The organism is Streptomyces sp. NPDC046909, assembly GCF_040644695.1.
Taxonomy (GTDB): Bacteria; Actinomycetota; Actinomycetes; order Streptomycetales; family Streptomycetaceae; genus Streptomyces.
In genome coordinates, this window is sequence record NZ_JBEYXC010000002.1 from 204,062 (window position 1) to 219,018 (window position 14,957).

17 protein-coding genes are annotated in these 14,957 nt (G+C 71.6%); 4 read left to right on the plus strand and 13 right to left on the minus strand.

Annotation, left to right across the window (positions count from 1 at the left end):
- Positions 1-196: 196 nt before the first annotated feature.
- The gene (locus tag ABZ928_RS05070) at positions 197-877 is read right to left on the minus strand and encodes a TetR family transcriptional regulator (protein ID WP_361515110.1); all 681 of its coding nucleotides are present in this window, start codon (positions 875-877) and stop codon (positions 197-199) included.
- A 100-nt stretch (positions 878-977) separates the two neighbouring features.
- On the opposite strand from ABZ928_RS05070, the gene ABZ928_RS05075 reads away from it, so the two are divergent.
- Positions 978-1,541, plus strand: a complete 564-nt coding sequence (locus ABZ928_RS05075; RefSeq protein WP_361515111.1) for an NAD(P)H-dependent oxidoreductase — start codon at positions 978-980, stop codon at positions 1,539-1,541.
- 70 nt (positions 1,542-1,611) lie between these two features.
- Here ABZ928_RS05075 and ABZ928_RS05080 read toward each other — a convergent pair whose 3' ends face one another.
- The gene (locus ABZ928_RS05080; RefSeq protein ID WP_361515112.1) at positions 1,612-2,517 is read right to left on the minus strand and encodes a LysR family transcriptional regulator; all 906 of its coding nucleotides are present in this window, start codon (positions 2,515-2,517) and stop codon (positions 1,612-1,614) included.
- A 115-nt stretch (positions 2,518-2,632) separates the two neighbouring features.
- Here ABZ928_RS05080 and ABZ928_RS05085 point away from each other — a divergent pair, with 115 nt between their 5' ends.
- Positions 2,633-2,875, plus strand: a complete 243-nt coding sequence (locus tag ABZ928_RS05085; RefSeq protein WP_361515113.1) for a hypothetical protein — start codon at positions 2,633-2,635, stop codon at positions 2,873-2,875.
- Here ABZ928_RS05085 and ABZ928_RS05090 read toward each other — a convergent pair.
- Both ABZ928_RS05090 and ABZ928_RS05095 read right to left on the minus strand, forming a co-directional pair.
- Positions 2,851-3,732: an LLM class F420-dependent oxidoreductase gene (locus ABZ928_RS05090; RefSeq protein ID WP_361515114.1), complete on the minus strand. Its 882-nt coding sequence runs from the start codon at positions 3,730-3,732 to the stop codon at positions 2,851-2,853. The two genes, ABZ928_RS05085 and ABZ928_RS05090, sit on opposite strands and share 25 nt — an antisense overlap.
- A gap of 103 nt (positions 3,733-3,835) precedes the next feature.
- Complete coding sequence (locus ABZ928_RS05095; RefSeq protein WP_361515115.1) at positions 3,836-4,801, minus strand: TerC family protein; 966 nt, start codon at positions 4,799-4,801, stop codon at positions 3,836-3,838.
- Between the two features lie 225 nt (positions 4,802-5,026).
- Between ABZ928_RS05095 and ABZ928_RS05100 the strand changes: the two genes are divergently transcribed.
- The gene (locus ABZ928_RS05100) at positions 5,027-6,001 is read left to right on the plus strand and encodes an alpha/beta hydrolase (protein WP_361515116.1); all 975 of its coding nucleotides are present in this window, start codon (positions 5,027-5,029) and stop codon (positions 5,999-6,001) included.
- Positions 6,002-6,083: 82 nt separating this feature from the next.
- Positions 6,084-7,238, plus strand: coding sequence for a helix-turn-helix domain-containing protein (locus tag ABZ928_RS05105; protein ID WP_361515117.1), 1,155 nt, complete (start codon positions 6,084-6,086; stop codon positions 7,236-7,238).
- A 9-nt stretch (positions 7,239-7,247) separates the two neighbouring features.
- Here ABZ928_RS05105 and ABZ928_RS05110 read toward each other — a convergent pair whose 3' ends face one another.
- The 9 genes from ABZ928_RS05110 to ABZ928_RS05150 all read right to left on the minus strand — a co-directional run bounded on the left by ABZ928_RS05110 (position 7,248) and on the right by ABZ928_RS05150 (position 14,921).
- Positions 7,248-7,601, minus strand: a complete 354-nt coding sequence (locus tag ABZ928_RS05110; protein WP_361515118.1) for a hypothetical protein — start codon at positions 7,599-7,601, stop codon at positions 7,248-7,250.
- A 78-nt stretch (positions 7,602-7,679) separates the two neighbouring features.
- Positions 7,680-8,498 (minus strand): NAD(P)-dependent oxidoreductase, encoded by an 819-nt coding sequence (locus ABZ928_RS05115; RefSeq protein WP_361515119.1) that lies wholly within the window; start codon positions 8,496-8,498, stop codon positions 7,680-7,682.
- Positions 8,498-9,001 (minus strand): DoxX family protein, encoded by a 504-nt coding sequence (locus ABZ928_RS05120; protein ID WP_361515120.1) that lies wholly within the window; start codon positions 8,999-9,001, stop codon positions 8,498-8,500. The genes ABZ928_RS05115 and ABZ928_RS05120 overlap by 1 nt, the downstream gene beginning before the upstream one ends.
- Before the next feature lie 5 nt (positions 9,002-9,006).
- The gene (locus tag ABZ928_RS05125; RefSeq protein WP_361515121.1) at positions 9,007-9,897 is read right to left on the minus strand and encodes an alpha/beta hydrolase; all 891 of its coding nucleotides are present in this window, start codon (positions 9,895-9,897) and stop codon (positions 9,007-9,009) included.
- Complete coding sequence (locus ABZ928_RS05130) at positions 9,894-11,537, minus strand: OB-fold domain-containing protein (RefSeq protein WP_361515122.1); 1,644 nt, start codon at positions 11,535-11,537, stop codon at positions 9,894-9,896. The genes ABZ928_RS05125 and ABZ928_RS05130 overlap by 4 nt, the downstream gene beginning before the upstream one ends.
- 47 nt (positions 11,538-11,584) lie before the next feature.
- A complete protein-coding gene (locus tag ABZ928_RS05135; protein WP_361515123.1) occupies positions 11,585-12,970 on the minus strand; it encodes a cytochrome P450 in 1,386 nt (461 codons plus the stop codon).
- 13 nt (positions 12,971-12,983) lie between these two features.
- Positions 12,984-13,175 (minus strand): ferredoxin, encoded by a 192-nt coding sequence (locus ABZ928_RS05140; RefSeq protein WP_266819722.1) that lies wholly within the window; start codon positions 13,173-13,175, stop codon positions 12,984-12,986.
- A 55-nt stretch (positions 13,176-13,230) separates the two neighbouring features.
- Positions 13,231-14,091 carry a mycofactocin-coupled SDR family oxidoreductase gene (locus tag ABZ928_RS05145; protein ID WP_361515124.1) on the minus strand — a complete coding sequence of 287 codons (861 nt, stop codon included), beginning with the start codon at positions 14,089-14,091 and terminating at the stop codon, positions 13,231-13,233.
- A 32-nt stretch (positions 14,092-14,123) separates the two neighbouring features.
- Complete coding sequence (locus tag ABZ928_RS05150; RefSeq protein ID WP_361515125.1) at positions 14,124-14,921, minus strand: NAD(P)-dependent oxidoreductase; 798 nt, start codon at positions 14,919-14,921, stop codon at positions 14,124-14,126.
- Positions 14,922-14,957 lie beyond the last annotated feature (36 nt).

Sequence of the window (14,957 nt, forward strand, 5' to 3'; positions counted from 1 at the left end):
CGTCTGTCACGCAGCCCGGGGCGGCACCTCTCACGCGGCCGGGGCCAAGGCTGTCACGGCAAGCGGGGCGACGTCTGTCACGCAGCCCGGGGCGGCACCTCTCACGCGGCCGGGGCCAAGGCTGTCACGGCAAGCGGGGCGACGTCTGTCACGCAGCCCGGGGCGGCACCCGGCACGCAGCCCGGGGCGGTGCCCCTCACGTGGCCGGGGCGGTGCCTGTCAGGCGGGTGACCAGGTCGGTCCAGCCGGCTTCGAGGCGTTCCATCGGCATGCCGCACTCCCTGGTCAGGTGATGGACCAGGGCGGGGTCGAGGTACGCCATCAGCGTCCGCGCCAGCAGATCGCAGTCGGCGTCGGGCACGACCTGGCGCAGCAGGATCGAGACGTGCATCGTGAGCGCGCGGTGCGAGGGATGCGAGAAGCGGCGGGCGGGCTCCGACTGGGCGGCCAGCTGGAGCTCCAGCTGCTCGGCCCAGCGGTACAGCACCGCCACACCGAACGCCCGCAGCCGCTCCACGGGCGGGGCGCCGGGCCCCAGGGGCGGCGGGCCGCTGAGGAAGTCCTCCTGGAGCTTCCGCGAGGAGTGGTCAAGGAGCGCCATCAGCAGTCCGGTGCGGTCGCCGAAGCGGCGGAAGACAGTGCCCTTGCCGACCTTCGCCGCGGCGGCCACCGCCTCCATGGTGACCCCGGCCGCGCCGTGCTCGGCGATCAGAAGGGCGGCGGCCTCCAGCAGCCGGGCCCGGTTCCGCGCGGCGTCGGCGCGCAGGCACGGCTCGTCCTCGGGGGTGCCGAGCTGCAACAACTCGGCCTCGCCCGAGGGATCTTCCGGCCTCGGAAAGGGCGGCAGGGAGGCGGACATGAAGACAGCGTAAAGCATGCGGAACAAAACTGGACCGCGGTCCGGTTAGGATGCTAGAACGTTAAACGGACCTCGGTCCGGTTTATGTCGGCAGTGTTTCAGCATTCTTGGAGTTCGCATGTCTGTTCGTATCCTTGCGCTCGTCGGCAGCCTTCGCGCCGGTTCGCACAACCGCCAGCTCGCCGAGGCGGCCGTCAAGTTCGCGCCCGAGGGTGCGTCCGTCGAGCTCTTCGAGGGCCTGGCCGAGATCCCGTTCTACAACGAGGACATCGACGTCGAGGGCAACGTCCCGGCCCAGGCCGCCAAGCTGCGTGAGGCCGCCCAGGCCGCCGACGGCTTCCTGCTCTTCGTCCCCGAGTACAACGGCACCATCCCGGCCGTGCTGAAGAACGCCATCGACTGGCTGTCCCGCCCGTACGGCGCCGGCGCCTTCGGCGGCAAGCCGGCCGCCGTGGTCGGCACCGCGTTCGGCCAGTTCGGCGGCGTGTGGGCGCAGGACGAGACCCGCAAGGCCCTCGGCATCGCCGGTGCCAAGGTCCTGGAGGACGTCAAGCTCTCCATCCCCGGCTCCGTGGTCCGCTTCGCCGAGACCCACCCGGCCGACGACGCCGAGGTCGCCGAGCAGCTGACCGAGGTCGTGGCCCGCGTGCACGCCCACGCCGGTGAGGCCGCTGCCGCCTGATCACCACTTCACGGCGAGGGGCCGGGGCTCCGGGAGCTCCGGCCCCTTTCGCATGCCCGCCGACTGCGCGTCACGCCACCGCGTCCGGCGCCAGCTCCCGCAGCTGCGTCAACGCGGCCTCGACCGCGGGGCGTTCATGGCCGCCCCGCCGGGTGCAGGTGAGGAACTTGCGGTGGGCGTTGCCCGTGCAGCCGACCCGGGTGATCGGCAGGTGCGGGGTCAGCTGGGCCAGCCGCGGGATCAGGGCGACACCGAGCCGGTGGGCGACGAGGTGGGCCGTGACGTTCCAGTCCACGGCCTGGTGGACCACCGCGGGGCTGAACCCGGCCTCCCCGCACGCGGACATGATGTGCGTCCGGCACGGACTCTCCGGCATCGGAGCGATCCAGTCCTCGTGCGCCGCCTCCGACAGATCCACCCGCTCGCGCCCGGCCAGCGGATGATCGAGGGGTACGACGAGGTCGAACGGGTCGTCCAGGAGCGGCTGCTGGTCGAAGCGGGCGTCGCTCAGCGGCGGGTTGTACGGGGTGGCCTCGACGATCGCCAGGTCGACCTCGCCCTCGAAGAGCAGGTCGAAGCTCGCCGGCACATCGGCCTCCTGGATGTGCACGGCCAGCCGTGGATACCGCTCGCGCAACCGGACCGCCATAGGCGCCAGCAGCACCGTGATCGCCACCGGGTAGCCGCTCACCCGCAACGGCCCGCCCGGCGCGCCCTGTTCGGCTCGCAGATCGAGTTCGGCCAGTTCCCAGCGGGCCTGGATGGCGTCGGCGTGCGCGAGCAGACTCTCGGCGGCCGGAGTGAGGCGTACCCCTCTCCCCTGTGGTTCGAGGAGGTCGACGCCGAGGTCGCGGGCCAGCTGGCGGATCTGCTGGGAGGCGGCGGACGGGGTGAAGTGCAGGGCGCGGGCGGCCGCGGTGACCGTGCCGTAGTGGGCGACCGCTCGCAGGACGTGAAGCCGGCGCAGGTCAATCATGAAGTCCACGCTTCAAGGTGCGGTCCGGAAAGTCAACCTGGACGTGTACGGATGTCTCGCCGCACTGTGGATGTGTCGCGACGGTCAACCAGCCCACGACGTACGAGGAGTTCCCATGACCAGCACGACCGGCACGACCGGCACGACCCCGGTCGGCACCGTCTGCCCGCACTGCGGATGGCCGGACGGTGCCGAGCCCTTCCAGGTGGTGTCCCGGCACTCCACCGGGGCGGGTCGCACGGTGTGGACGCGGTGCGGCTGCGGTTCCCTTCAGGTCCGGGTGATCGACGACAGCGGTGTGCGCGTCGTCTCCCGCAGCCGCCCCGCCGTCCCTCAGTCGAGTCCCGCCAGCCGCTGAACGGCCGGCGCCGCGAACCGCTCGATGAACGCCGCCGGCTCCCCCGTGCGCGGGGAGAGGATCACGGTGTCGATGCCGAGCTTGGTGTAGCCGGTGATGTCCGCGGTGAAGGCGTCGAGGTCGCCCGTGGCGAGCGGTTCGCCGGAGTAGGCGACCGTCTTGCGGATCGTGTCGTAGTCGCGGCCCTCGGTGTCGCAGTGGCCGCGCAGGACGTCGAGCTTGTGCGCGACCTCCTCCGGGGTGGTGGTGAAGAGGTTGCAGGCGTCGCCGTAGCGGGCGACCAGCCGGAGCGTCTTCTTCTCGCCACCGCCGCCGATCATGATCTCGGGGCGCGGGTCGCTGACCGGGGCCGGGACGTTCAGCGTCTCGGCGAGCCGGTAGTGCTTGCCCTCGAACGGGCCGTTCGCTTCCGGGTCCCACATCTGGAGACAGATCCGCAGGGTCTCCTCCAGCCGCTCGAAGCGCTCGGCGACCGGCGGGAACGGCACGCCGAGTCCCTCGTGCTCCCGCCCGTACCAGGCCGCGCCGATCCCGAGGGTGGCGCGGCCGCCGGAGAGCACGTCGAGGGTGGTGGCGATCTTGGCGAGGAGCCCGGGGTGGCGGTAGCTCACGCCGGTGACCAGCGCGCCGAGCTGGACCGTCGAGGTGCGGCCCGCGAGATAGCCGAGGGTCGTGTAGGCCTCCAGCATGGGGTCCTCGGCCCGGTCGTTGAACTCCATCTGGAAGTAGTGGTCCATGACCGACAGCCAGCTCAGACCCGCGGCCTCGGCGGCGGTGCCCGCGGCGGCGAGTTCGGCGGCGAGCGCGGCACCTCCCCCGGGGTGGTCGAACCGGTTGATGTGCACGCCCACCTTCATGGTGGTCTCCGTTCGTCCGGGGGTTCACCGACGCTGACGACGCTAGAACTTCGAGTGCTCTCCAAGTCAAGGACGTGAGTCGACGGCAGACGTAAGTCGAGGACTATGGCTGGGAGACGCGCTCCTCCTCCGCCTTCCTGGTGGCTCTCAGGCTCGTGAAGGTCGTCACCGCGAGGACGAGCACGATGAAGCCGAGCGAGAAGGGGATGCTGATCTCCGGGACATGGACGCCGGACTCGTGCAGGGCGTGCAGCAGCAGTTTGACGCCGATGAAGCCGAGGATGATCGACAGCCCGTAGCTGAGGTGCACGAGCCGCTTCAGCAGGCCGCCGATGAGGAAGTACAGCTGGCGCAGCCCCATGAGCGCGAACGCGTTCGCCGTGAAGACGATGTACGGGTCGTCGGTGAGTCCGTAGATCGCGGGGATGGAGTCGAGGGCGAACAGCACGTCGGTGGAGCCGATCGCGAGCATGACGACCAGCATCGGGGTCATGACCCGCTTGCCGTTCTCCTCGATCCACAGCTTGGTGCCGTGGTAGCGGTCGGCGACCCCGAAGCGCTTCTCGACCGTCTTGAGGAGCTTGTTCTCCTGGTACTCCTCCTCGTGCTCCTCCTTGCGGGCGTCCTGGATCAGCTTCCAAGCGGTCCAGATCAGGAAGGCGCCGAAGAGGTAGAACACCCAGGAGAACGTCGAGATGATCGCCGCGCCGGCCGCGATGAACCCGGCGCGCAGCACCAGGGCGATCAGTACGCCGACCATCAGGACGCGCTGCTGGTACTGCGAGGGCACCGAGAACTTCGCCATGATCAGGACGAAGACGAAGAGGTTGTCGACGCTCAGCGACTTCTCGGTGATGAATCCCGCGAAGAACTCTCCGGCCGGTCCGCCGCCGCTGAAGACGAGCAGGCCGATGCCGAAGAGACAGGCCAGCGTGACCCAGACGATCGTCCAGACACCGGCTTCCTTGATCGACACGTCGTGGGGTTTGCGGCCGATGAAGAAGTCGACGGCGATGAGCGCGCACAGGGCGGCGACCGTCAGCAGCCAGACGGAGAGGGAGACGTTCACGTGGTGCTCCTGGTACGGGTGGGGGCCTCACAGGGTGGTCTCAGGCGGGGAATCCTGCCACCTCAGGGAGGTGAACAAAAAGTCAGGACATGGCAAGCTCGCAGGTCACGCCGGTGCCACCCGCCGGACGGCGGGCAGGTTCCGCCGGACGGCGGCGCCCCGGACGGCGGGCAGGGCGCGAATCATGTCCGCACGAGCCGCCGCGTTCTCGCGTGAGGAGACGACATGAGCCTGGTGCCACCGCCGTTCGACCCGGAGCTTGCCGGAGCCCTGGAGCTGATCAAGGAGTTCATCTCCCCGGGGATGACCCTGGAGGACATCGAGCAGATCCGTAAGGGACCGGGCATCCAGATGCTGGCCGAGCTGGATCTGACCTTCGACGGCTTCTTCGAGGTCGAGGACCGGTCGGTGCCGGGGCCGCAGGACGCGCCCGAGATATCGCTGCTGATCTGCCGCCCCACGACGCCTTCGACCGCGGGTCCGCGCCCGGTCGTCTACCACGTGCACGGCGGCGGCATGGTCCTCGGCACCAACCGGGTGGGCGTGGATGTGCCCCTGGCCTGGGCGAAGGAACTGGACGCGGTCGTGGTGTCGGTGGAGTACCGGCTGGCTCCGGAGGATCCGTATCCCGCGCAGATCGAGGACGTGTACGCCGGTCTGGTGTGGACGGCGGAGCACGCGGAGGAGCTCGGTGCCGACCCCGAGCGGATCGTCCTCGCGGGCGCCAGCGCGGGCGGCGGCCTGTGCGCGGCGCTGGCCCTGCTCACCCGGGACCGCGGAGGGCCGCGGCCGCTCGGCCAGGTGCTGATGTGCCCCATGCTGGACGACCGCAACGACACCCCGTCCTCGCACCAGATGGCGGGCCTCGGCGTCTGGGACCGTACGGCGAACGAGACCGGCTGGACGGCGCTGCTCGGCGAGCGGCGCGGCGGCCCGGACGTACCGGCGTACGCCGCCCCGGCCCGCGCCGACGACCTGTCGGGCCTGCCCCCGGCCTTCCTGGACGTGGGTTCGGCGGAGACCTTCCGCGACGAGGTCGTCGCCTACGCCTCCCGGATCTGGCAGGCGGGCGGGGTCGCCGAGCTCCATGTCTGGCCGGGCGGCTTCCACGGCTTCGACGGTTTCGCTCCGCAGGCGGCGCTGTCGCAGCGGACGCGGGCGGCGCATCTGGACTGGCTGCGGCGGCTTCTGAGCGCTTGATCACTTCGGCGGGACGGCGGCCGGCGTCCGATGTGGAACCAAGGACTCCCCGGTCGGGTCCGGCATGCCGCACCATGGACCCATGAAAGAGCTGGCGGGGCGCCTGACCGCCCTGGACCCGGACGCCGGTGCCGCCGTCCGGGTCATCGCCTACTTCGACCGGCTGGCCGAGTCACGGGCCGGCCTGGAGGCGCTGGTGCGCGGGGCGGCCGTACTCGCGGGGGTGCCCGCGCGGCTCGTCGACGTGGACCGGCGGGTGCAGGTGCGGGTGGAGCCCGACGGCACGCGCCGCGAGTCGGATGTGCCGCCGGATCCGGCCTGGCCGTGGGCGGCACTGACACCCGACGGGGCGCCCGCGCTGTGGCTGGAGCGCGGGGCGGCAAATCCTGGAACGACCCCACCTGGTATGGCGGGCACCGGGATGGCAGGACCGCGAGTGGCGGCACCCGGTGTGGCGGACCTCGGAATGGTCGGCCCCGGCGTGGCCGCACTCGGTGTGGCGGACGCCGGTGTCACGGGCCCCGGGATCGCGGCACCAGGTGCGGCGGGGCCCAGCGTGGTGGACGCGGTGATTCTTGAGCGGGCCGCCGGGGCCGTGCGGCTGGTGCTCGACCGTACCCGGGGACGGGCCCCCGTCGACGATCCGGCGCTGGTGGAGACGCTGCTGGATGCCACGGCCCCCGAGCCCGCCCGGTTGCACGCGGCTCGGCGGCTGGGTCTGGACCCGGCGCTGCCCTCTCGTGCGGTGGCCGCCGTCGAAGGGCCGCCCCGGATCGTTCCGGGCCGGCGGGAGGCCGAACTGCCCACCGGGCGGCTCGGAGTCGGTCCTTCCGTGTCCGTGCTCGACCTTCCGGGGTCCTGGGCCGCCGCCCGTACGGCGCTGCGGTTCACCGCGGAGGGCACCGCCCAGGACCCCGGTCAACGGATCGTCCATGCCGAGGAGTTGGGTGGTACGGCACTCCTCGCGGACCTCGTGGCGCCGGGGGCCGAACCGCCGCCCGACGTCCTCGCACTGGAGTCAGCGGCCGCTACGACGCCCTGGCTGCTCGCCACGCTGCACGCCGTCGCCTCGACGGCGAGTCTGCGGGCGGCCGCCACGGAGGTCAACGTGCACCACTCGACGCTCCAGGACCGTCTGGTCCACGCCGAGCATCTGCTGGGCTGGCCGGTGCGCACCCCGCAGGGCCGGTTCCGGCTCCAACTGGCGCTGACCATGCGCCACTTGGCCCGCCCCTAGGGGGCACGGTCAGCGGAACTCGTGGACGACCTGGATCTCGCCGACGATGTGCGCGTTGAACTCCTCCAGCTCCTCGGCCGGCACCCACAGCTCCAGGATCGTCTCGCCGCCCGCCCGCTGGACGGGGTAGCGGCTCAGGAACTCGGAGTCGACCTCGAAGCGGGTCACGTAGCCGGCGCCGTCGTGCTTGACGTTCCAGTCCCGGGCGATCTTCACGGCGTAGTCCTCGTTCAGGACGGGGTAGAAGATCGGCTGCTCGGGCAGCCGGGGCGGCCAGGCACGCCAGTTGAGCTCGCGGACCAGATCCAGCTCGACGGGGCCGGTGGGGCGCCAGAGGGTCGTCGTGGGGCGGGGGCTGGTCATGGTGGGGGCGCTCTCCGTGCGTGGGTGGTCGGGTCGCCGCGAGCCTAGTCAGGGGGCCGCGGCGTTCACCACCGGGTTTCAGCGCGGCTGGTTCATCAGTGTCAGCGCCTCCTCCGCTGCCGTCGTGACGACGCCCGGCGCGGCGCCCGCCGCCGTAGCGACGCCCTTCACCAGGCGGACGTCCTTGCGGAGCAGCGGTCCGGCGTGGGCGGCGATGCGGTCGAGGGTGCCGCCCGCCGAGGTGACCCGGTCCAGGGCGAAGCTCCTGCCGCTGCCGTGGGAGACGACGCGGGCCAGGGCGGCGGGGTCGACGGCCAGGTCCCGGCCCAGTGCCAGCGTGCTCGCGGCGGTGGCGAGGTTGGCGGTGAACAGGAGGTTGTTGAGGAGCTTGGCCACCTGGCCCGTGCCCAGCGGGCCCATGTGGACGACCGGATCGGCGTAGGTCTCGAAGACCGGCCGGCAGTAGGCGACGGTGCCCTGCTCTCCCCCGGCCATCACCACCAGCCGGCCCTCGGCGGCGGCCGGTCCGCCGCCGCTCACGGGGGCGTCGATCAGGGTGACCCCGTGGGTGCGGGCGCGGTCGGCGAGGCGGCGGCAGGTGTCGGGGTGGACGGTGCTGTGCACGGCGACGACCCCGCCCCGGCGCAGGCCGCTCAGGACGCCGGAGGTGCCGGTGAGGACCTCCTCGACGTCGGCGTCGTCGACGACGCACACGCAGACCAGGTCGCTGACCGAGGCCAGTTCGGCGGGCGACCCGGCGCGCTTGGCGGGGGTGTCGTCGAAGGGGAGGAGGGTGGCGGGGCGGCGTGCCCAGAGGGTCAGTTCGAAGCCCGCGTCCACGATCCTGCGGGCCATGGGGGCGCCCTGGCTGCCCAGGCCGATGAATCCGACTCGCATCAGCGTGCCTCCTGCTCGGGTGGTTGCGGGCGCCAGAAGACGGCGAGGAGTCCGGCCGTGGCCAGCACGGCGGCGCCGAGGGCGAGGGCGCCGCCCGCCCAGCCGGTGACGTCGATGCCGCTCGCCTCGTCCACGGAGACGCCGCCCGGTCCCAGTACGGCCAGTGCCAGGGCGACGACGGCGAGGGTGAGGACGTACTCGTAGCCCTCCTTGAAGACGAAGAAGCCGTTGCGGCGGTGGGCGAGCAGGCCCGCGACCAGCATCACCGAGACGACGGCCGCGCAGGCCAGCGGGGTGAACAGGCCGAGCAGCAGCAGTGCTCCGGCGCCGAGTTCGGTGAGGACGCTCAGCCAGGCCTGGAGGGTGCCGTTCCTGAGGCCCAGGCCGGTGAACCAGCGGGCGGTGCCCTCGATACGGCCGCCGCCGCGCCAGTGGTTGAGGCCGTGGGCGATCATGACGACGCCCAGCACGAGGCGGACCAGCAGCAGTGCGATGTCGTCCATGTCCCTCAACCCGCCCTTCCCCGCGAGGAGTCGGCGTGCGCGTGCTCCCGCGTCACCGCGCACTCCTCGGCGAAGGAGAGGACTCTCAGGTGGTAGGCCCGTGCCGAGTTCCCGAGGCTCAAGTTGTGTCCGCTGTCCAGCTGTTCGTAGGTCAGGACCCTGGGTGCGGCGGTGAACAGGGCCGCGATCTCGGCCAGGGCGCCGGGGCCGGAGTTCCAGACCGCTTCGTGGTCGCCCAGGGTGTAGCCCACGGGGATCCGCACCCGCGCGGCCAGTTCGGGGAACTCCCGTACCCAGGCGCGCGCCTCGAACTCGTAGGCGGGCGAGGCGGCGCCGATCGCGGTTCCGCCGAAGACGTCCGGGGGGTACAGGTGGCTCGGACCCCAGAGCAGGTCCCGCATCCGGCGGCGCGCGGGTCGCCGGATGCCCAGCTCGCCGTGTTCCGCCCAGCGGGCGGAGAAGCGGGGGTGGTGGTCCCGTCCGGTGCCCGCGATCTCCAGGCCCAGCAGGGCCTGCCCCCGCTCCTCGGCCGCCATGCGGATGGCCAGTTCGCTGCCCGCGGAGTGGGCCATGAGGAACACGCCGGCGCCGTGGGGGCGGGAGGCGAGCAGCCGGTCGAGGGTGGCGTACATGAGCTCGACCCGGCGGTCGGGGTCGGTGAGCTTGTCCTGGTGGGTGAGCGAGGCGCCGTATCCCGGCCGGTCCAGGGCGATCACGGTGAAGCCGAGCGGCAAGCCGGTGCGCAGCAGGGAGAGTTCGGGGCGGTTCGGGCAGTCGAAGTACGTCGAGTCGGTGCCGCCGCCGTGCAGGGCGAGGACGACCGCGCGTGGCTGCGGGGCCCAACTCGCCCGGTACGACAGGGGGATGCCGTCGATGTCGAGGGAGCCGTGGTTCACGTGTCCGTCCTGAGGAGAAGGACTCCGCTGGGGGTGAGCCCGCCGGAGCTGACCACGGCGACGCGGGCGCCGGGCACTTGGCGCGGTCCGGCCTCGCCGCGGAGTTGGACGATCGCCTCCTGGACGAGTCCCATGCCGTGGGTGCGGCCGTGGGAGAGCTGGCCGCCGTGGGTGTTGAGGGGCAGTACGCCGTCGCGGGCGATGTTCTTTCCTCCGTCCAGGAAGTCCTTCGCCTCGCCGATGCCGCAGAAGCCCAACGCCTCTATCCAGGACAGGCAGTTGAAGGTGAAGCCGTCGTAGAGCTCGGCGACGTCGACGTCGTCGGGGCGCAGCGAGGTGCGGGTCCACAGGTGGGCGGACTGGCCGATGACCTGGGGTTCGTGGGTGAGGGTGCTCTGGTCCCATTCGAGGCGCTCGGTGATCTGCGTGCCGACGGCCTCGACGAGGACGGGCGGCCGGGCGAGGTCCCGGGCGGTGTCGACGTGGGAGACGACGACGGCGACCGCTCCGTCGCAGGGGACGTCACAGTCGTAGAGCCCGAACGGGGTGGTGATGGGCCGGGCTCGGAGGTAGTCGTCCATGGTCATGGGGTCGCGGTAGATCGCGGTGGGGTTGAGTGCGGCGTTGGCGCGCTGGTTGAGGGCGATCCAGCCGAGGGTCTCGCGGGTGGTGCCGTACTTGTGGAAGTGGCGCTGGGCGTTCTGGGCGAGGGTGTGGGCGGCGGAGGTGGCGCCGTAGGGCTTGAGCCAGCCGGCGTCGGGGCTGCTCGGGGGTCGCAGCCGCCCCTGTTTGATCAGTTCGCCGTAGGACGCCTCCCACAGGGTGCGGAAGCAGAGGACGTGCCGGGCGAGTCCGCCGGCCACGGCGAGCATCGCGGCGATGAGGGAGCCACCGGGGCCGAAGGTCTCGCCGCCGCCGTTGTGCCACGTGGGGCGGAGGCCGAGGGCGGACTCCAGGGCGGTGATGCCGCCCTCGGCGAAGCCGCCGAAGGGGCCCGCGCCGGGGTAGGTGGCCAGGCCGTCGATGTCGTCGAGGGTGAGCCCGGCGTCGGCGACGGCCTGTTCGCAGGCCTCGACGGTGAGGGAGAGGGGCGGGACCATCAGGCGGCGGCCGAGCCGGGAGCTGCCGATGCCGGTGAGGGCGACCTTGTCCTCGAACTTCTCGGTGGTGGTCATCGGGCGTACGGGCGGGGCGAGTTCGTCCTTGGGCAGTGGTGCCGGCTCGCCCTGTTCGGCCGCCGGGCGGAAGAGCGGCAGCCACACCTCTCCGGCCTGCTCGAAGACGACCTCCATGCGCATGCCGAGGACCAGGGCGTCCGGGTCGCACTCGACCGCGTTGGTGGTGAGCCGGACGCGGTCGTCCTCCTCCAGGGCGACCTGGGCGACGACGTACGGGGCGGGGAGGCCGGGCAGACCGAAGCGGTGGTTGACGGTGAAGCCGATGAGGGTGGCGCGGCCGGAGACGGTCCGTACGCCCAGGTCGTGGCCGCGGCAGTGGCGGCACACGGGTTGGGGCGGGTGGATCAGGGCGCTGCACGAGGCGCACTCCTGGACGCGCAGGCGTCCGTCCGCCCCCGAGGTCCAGAAGAACGCGTTCTGGTCGGTGAGTTGGGGCAGCGGGCGTCCCGGGGGTCCGGCCACGTGGGTCTCCTCCCTCTCAGCGGTCGATCTCTCAGCGGTCGATCTCTTCAGCGGTCGATCTTCGCCCTGGCCGAGCGGACCGTGACCGGCTCGGCGAGGCGCTGTTCGTCGCAGGCCTTCTGGAGGATCTCCAGGGTCTCCTCCAGCGGGGGTCCGAGGCGCTTGCCCGGGGTGAAGGCGGCCGGGAGGTGGCGCATGCCCTGGATGATGCCGATGGTCTCGTAGTGGACGGTGCCGTCGGGGTCGCAGCGGTAGTCGGGCATGCGGTCCATGACGGCGGTGACCATGCGCTTGAACACCGTACGGGCGACGTTGGAGCCGATGCAGCGGTGGATGCCGAGGCCGAAGCTGCTGTGCCGGTTGCCCTTGCGTTCGAGGTCGACGCGGTCGGGGTCGGGGAAGACGGCGGGGTCGCGGTTGGCCATCGCCCAGGACAGCCAGAGGCGTTCGCCCTCCTCGAAGCGCTGTCCCGCGATCTCGCAGTCGGCGGAGATCGTACGGCCGTCCCCGGGGGCGGGGGCGTAGTAGCGCAGGAACTCCTCGGTGGCGGAGTCCAGGAGGGCGTCGCGGTGGCGGCTGAGGCGGTCGCGGTCCTCGGGGTGCTCGCCGAGCCACTCCAGGGCGTGTGCGGTGAGGGCGGTCGTGGTGTCGAAGCCGCCGCCGATCAACAGGGCCAGGACGCCGGTGAGTTCCTCGTCGGGCGGGGTCTTTCCGTTGATGTCGGCGTGCACCAGCGCGTCGATCAGTCCCGGTCGGGGGTTCTGGCGGATCTCCTGGATGGCCATGTAGAGGCCGATCCCCATGTTGCGGCTCATCTCGGCGACGCGTGGCATGTCGGGCGAGTCGGGCGGGGTGTAGACCGAGGCGTGGGCCGGTTCGTTGTAGACGGTCCAGTCCTTGAGGGGGATGCCCATCATCGCCAGGGTGAGGACGGCCGGGACGATGTTGGCGAGGTCGTCGACGAAGTCGATCGTGCCTTCCTCGATCCTCTCGTCGAGGCAGGCGCGCACCACCTCGTCGACGAAGGGCACCCAGCGGCCGACCGCGGCCGGGGACAGGTAGGGGTTGAGGGTCTGCCGGTAGTGGCGCTGCTCCGGCGGGTCCATCTCCAGGAAGCCGCCCTGTATTTCACGCGCACGGGGCGGCGAGGGGATGGTGATGCCCTTGTAGCCGCGCCGCTCCCCTTTGACGTCGTGGTCGTTGGAGAGGAACTCGGCGGACCGGGCCAGTTCGAAGACCTCGCGGTTGCCGCTGGCGACCCAGTGGCCGTCGTGGGCGTCGGTCCAGGCGATGGGGCACTTGGCGTGCAGTTCGTGGGTGATGTCCTCGAACCGATGGCGGTACTCGGGGGTGTGCCGGTCGAAGTGCACCCGGTGCTTCTTGCGGTCGTCGCCGCTCACGGCCTCGTTCTCGGTGCCGTCGGCCTCGCTCATGGGGCCTTTCCCTTCAGAAGATCTGGATGGCCCGTTCCGGGCACGAGTGCGCGGCTTCCCGCACGTCCTCTTCCTGATCGGCCGGTACGTCCTCGCTGACGGCCGAGGAGTGACCATCGACCTCGTCCAGCTGGAACGCCTTGGGAGCGGTCATCCAGCAGAGCGTGTGGCCCTGGCAGCGCTCCGGATCGACGCGGACCTTCACGGCTTGCCTCCCTGTTTCCTGCTGTTTCCTGCTGTTTCCTGCTGCTTGCGGGGTTTCAGCGGCGCCAGTCGTACCACTTGAGGTATCCGCCGGCGTCGACGCGGAGTTGGACGCCGGTGATGTAGCGGGCCTCGTCGGAGGCGAGGAACACCACGGCGTTGCTGATGTCGATGGGTTCGACGTACGGGATCGGCATGGCCTGCTGCACGGAGAACACGGGCTCGGCGTCCTCGCGCGTGGGGTGTTCGAGGTCGGGGCGGAAGGATTTGTACATGGGCTCGCTCTGGAGCATCCGGGTGTCCACGTTGGTGGGGTGGATGACGTTGGCCCGTTGCTTCAACGGGGCGAGATTGCGGGCGAGTTCGTGGACGTACTCCGACAGGGCGCGCTTGGCGTAGGCGTAGCCGGCGCCGCCCGGGTTCGATCCGGGGGTCTCCACGATGCCGTGCTCCATGAGGGCGGCGGTGGATCCGGTCGCGATGACGGAGGCGCCCTCGCGCAGATGCGGCAGGGCGACCTGGATGGCGTTGATGCTGCCGATCAGGTCGACGTCGATCGCGTCGCACCAGGCCTGGAGCTTGGGTTCGCCGCGCAGCGGGGCGATGCCGGCCTGCGCCACGACGATGTCCAGGCCGCCGAGTTCGGCGATCCCGGTCTCCAGTGCCTCCCTCAACTGAGCCACGTCCCGTACGTCGGCCTGGAGGGCGATGATACGGCGGCCGTGTCCCTCGACCAGACGGACCGTCTCCTTGAGGTCCTCGGGGGTGGCCATCGGGTAGCCGACGGTCTCGTAGTCGCGGCACCGGTCCACCGCGATGATGTCGGCGCCCTCCTCGGCGAGGCGTACGGCGTGGCTGCGGCCCTGGCCGCGGGCGGCGCCGGTGATGAACGCGACCTTGCCCTCAACTCGTCCCATGGGTGGTGTCCTTACGTTGTCGGTCAGTCGGTTCAGGGGGCGCTCGCGGGCGTCGCCGCGTCGAGCACCTGGGCCAGTACGCCGAGATCGGCGCCCAGTTCGGCGGCGACCGCGCGGACCACGGCGAGGTCCTTGCCGAGGAACTCGGCCGTGGAGCGGGCGAATGCGGCGACCGAGCCGCGGCGTACGACTCCGGCGAGCGCGCGGCTCGACGCGCTGCCGTGGGTGAGGGCGTCCAGGAGCGGTCCCTCGTCGACGCCCAACTCGGTGCCGAGGCGGGCGGCTTGGGCGAGGAGGCCGATCTGGGCCGCGAAGACGGTGTTGTTGACGAGCTTCACGCGCTGGCCGGTGCCGAGCGGGCCGACGTGCAGCACCGGGTCGCCGTAGGCGCGCAGGACGGGGCGGACGCGGGCGACGGTGTCGTCGGCGCCGCCCACGAAGAGCGTGAGGTGACCGGCGGCGATGTCGTGCGGGCCGCCGCTGACGGGGGCGTCGACCACGTCGATGCCGCGGGCCGCGATCGCCTCGACGGTGTGCGGGCTGCCGGTGGTGTGGACGACGAGGACGGCGCCGCTCGGCATGGCGGCCAACAGGGCGCTGTCCAGGCAGACTTGGCGCACCTGTTCGTCCGTGTGGACGCAGAGGAGTACGACGTCGGCGCCTTCGCCGGCCTCGGCGACGCGGCCGACCACCCGTGCGGGTTCCTGGGCCAGCGCGGCACGGGATTCTGGCGTGCGGCCCAGTACCCGTACCTCGTGTCCGGCCTCGGCGAGCCTGCGCACCATGGGCCGACCCATGCGACCGGCCCCTATGAGCCCGACGCGCGTCATGTTCCGTCCCGGGTCACAAGAATCTCCCTTCCGAAT

What these genes read in the sequence shown, in the direction of transcription:
- ABZ928_RS05070 (WP_361515110.1), bottom strand. Translation starts at nt 877, where the DNA reads ATGCTTTACGCTGTCTTCATGTCCGCCTCCCTGCCGCCCTTTCCGAGG.
- ABZ928_RS05075 (WP_361515111.1), top strand. Translation starts at nt 978, where the DNA reads ATGTCTGTTCGTATCCTTGCGCTCGTCGGCAGCCTTCGCGCCGGTTCG.
- ABZ928_RS05080 (WP_361515112.1), bottom strand. Translation starts at nt 2,517, where the DNA reads ATGATTGACCTGCGCCGGCTTCACGTCCTGCGAGCGGTCGCCCACTAC.
- ABZ928_RS05085 (WP_361515113.1), top strand. Translation starts at nt 2,633, where the DNA reads ATGACCAGCACGACCGGCACGACCGGCACGACCCCGGTCGGCACCGTC.
- ABZ928_RS05090 (WP_361515114.1), bottom strand. Translation starts at nt 3,732, where the DNA reads ATGAAGGTGGGCGTGCACATCAACCGGTTCGACCACCCCGGGGGAGGT.
- ABZ928_RS05100 (WP_361515116.1), top strand. Translation starts at nt 5,027, where the DNA reads ATGAGCCTGGTGCCACCGCCGTTCGACCCGGAGCTTGCCGGAGCCCTG.
- ABZ928_RS05105 (WP_361515117.1), top strand. Translation starts at nt 6,084, where the DNA reads ATGAAAGAGCTGGCGGGGCGCCTGACCGCCCTGGACCCGGACGCCGGT.
- ABZ928_RS05110 (WP_361515118.1), bottom strand. Translation starts at nt 7,601, where the DNA reads ATGACCAGCCCCCGCCCCACGACGACCCTCTGGCGCCCCACCGGCCCC.
- ABZ928_RS05115 (WP_361515119.1), bottom strand. Translation starts at nt 8,498, where the DNA reads ATGCGAGTCGGATTCATCGGCCTGGGCAGCCAGGGCGCCCCCATGGCC.
- ABZ928_RS05120 (WP_361515120.1), bottom strand. Translation starts at nt 9,001, where the DNA reads ATGGACGACATCGCACTGCTGCTGGTCCGCCTCGTGCTGGGCGTCGTC.
- ABZ928_RS05135 (WP_361515123.1), bottom strand. Translation starts at nt 12,970, where the DNA reads ATGAGCGAGGCCGACGGCACCGAGAACGAGGCCGTGAGCGGCGACGAC.
- ABZ928_RS05145 (WP_361515124.1), bottom strand. Translation starts at nt 14,091, where the DNA reads ATGGGACGAGTTGAGGGCAAGGTCGCGTTCATCACCGGCGCCGCCCGC.
- ABZ928_RS05150 (WP_361515125.1), bottom strand. Translation starts at nt 14,921, where the DNA reads ATGACGCGCGTCGGGCTCATAGGGGCCGGTCGCATGGGTCGGCCCATG.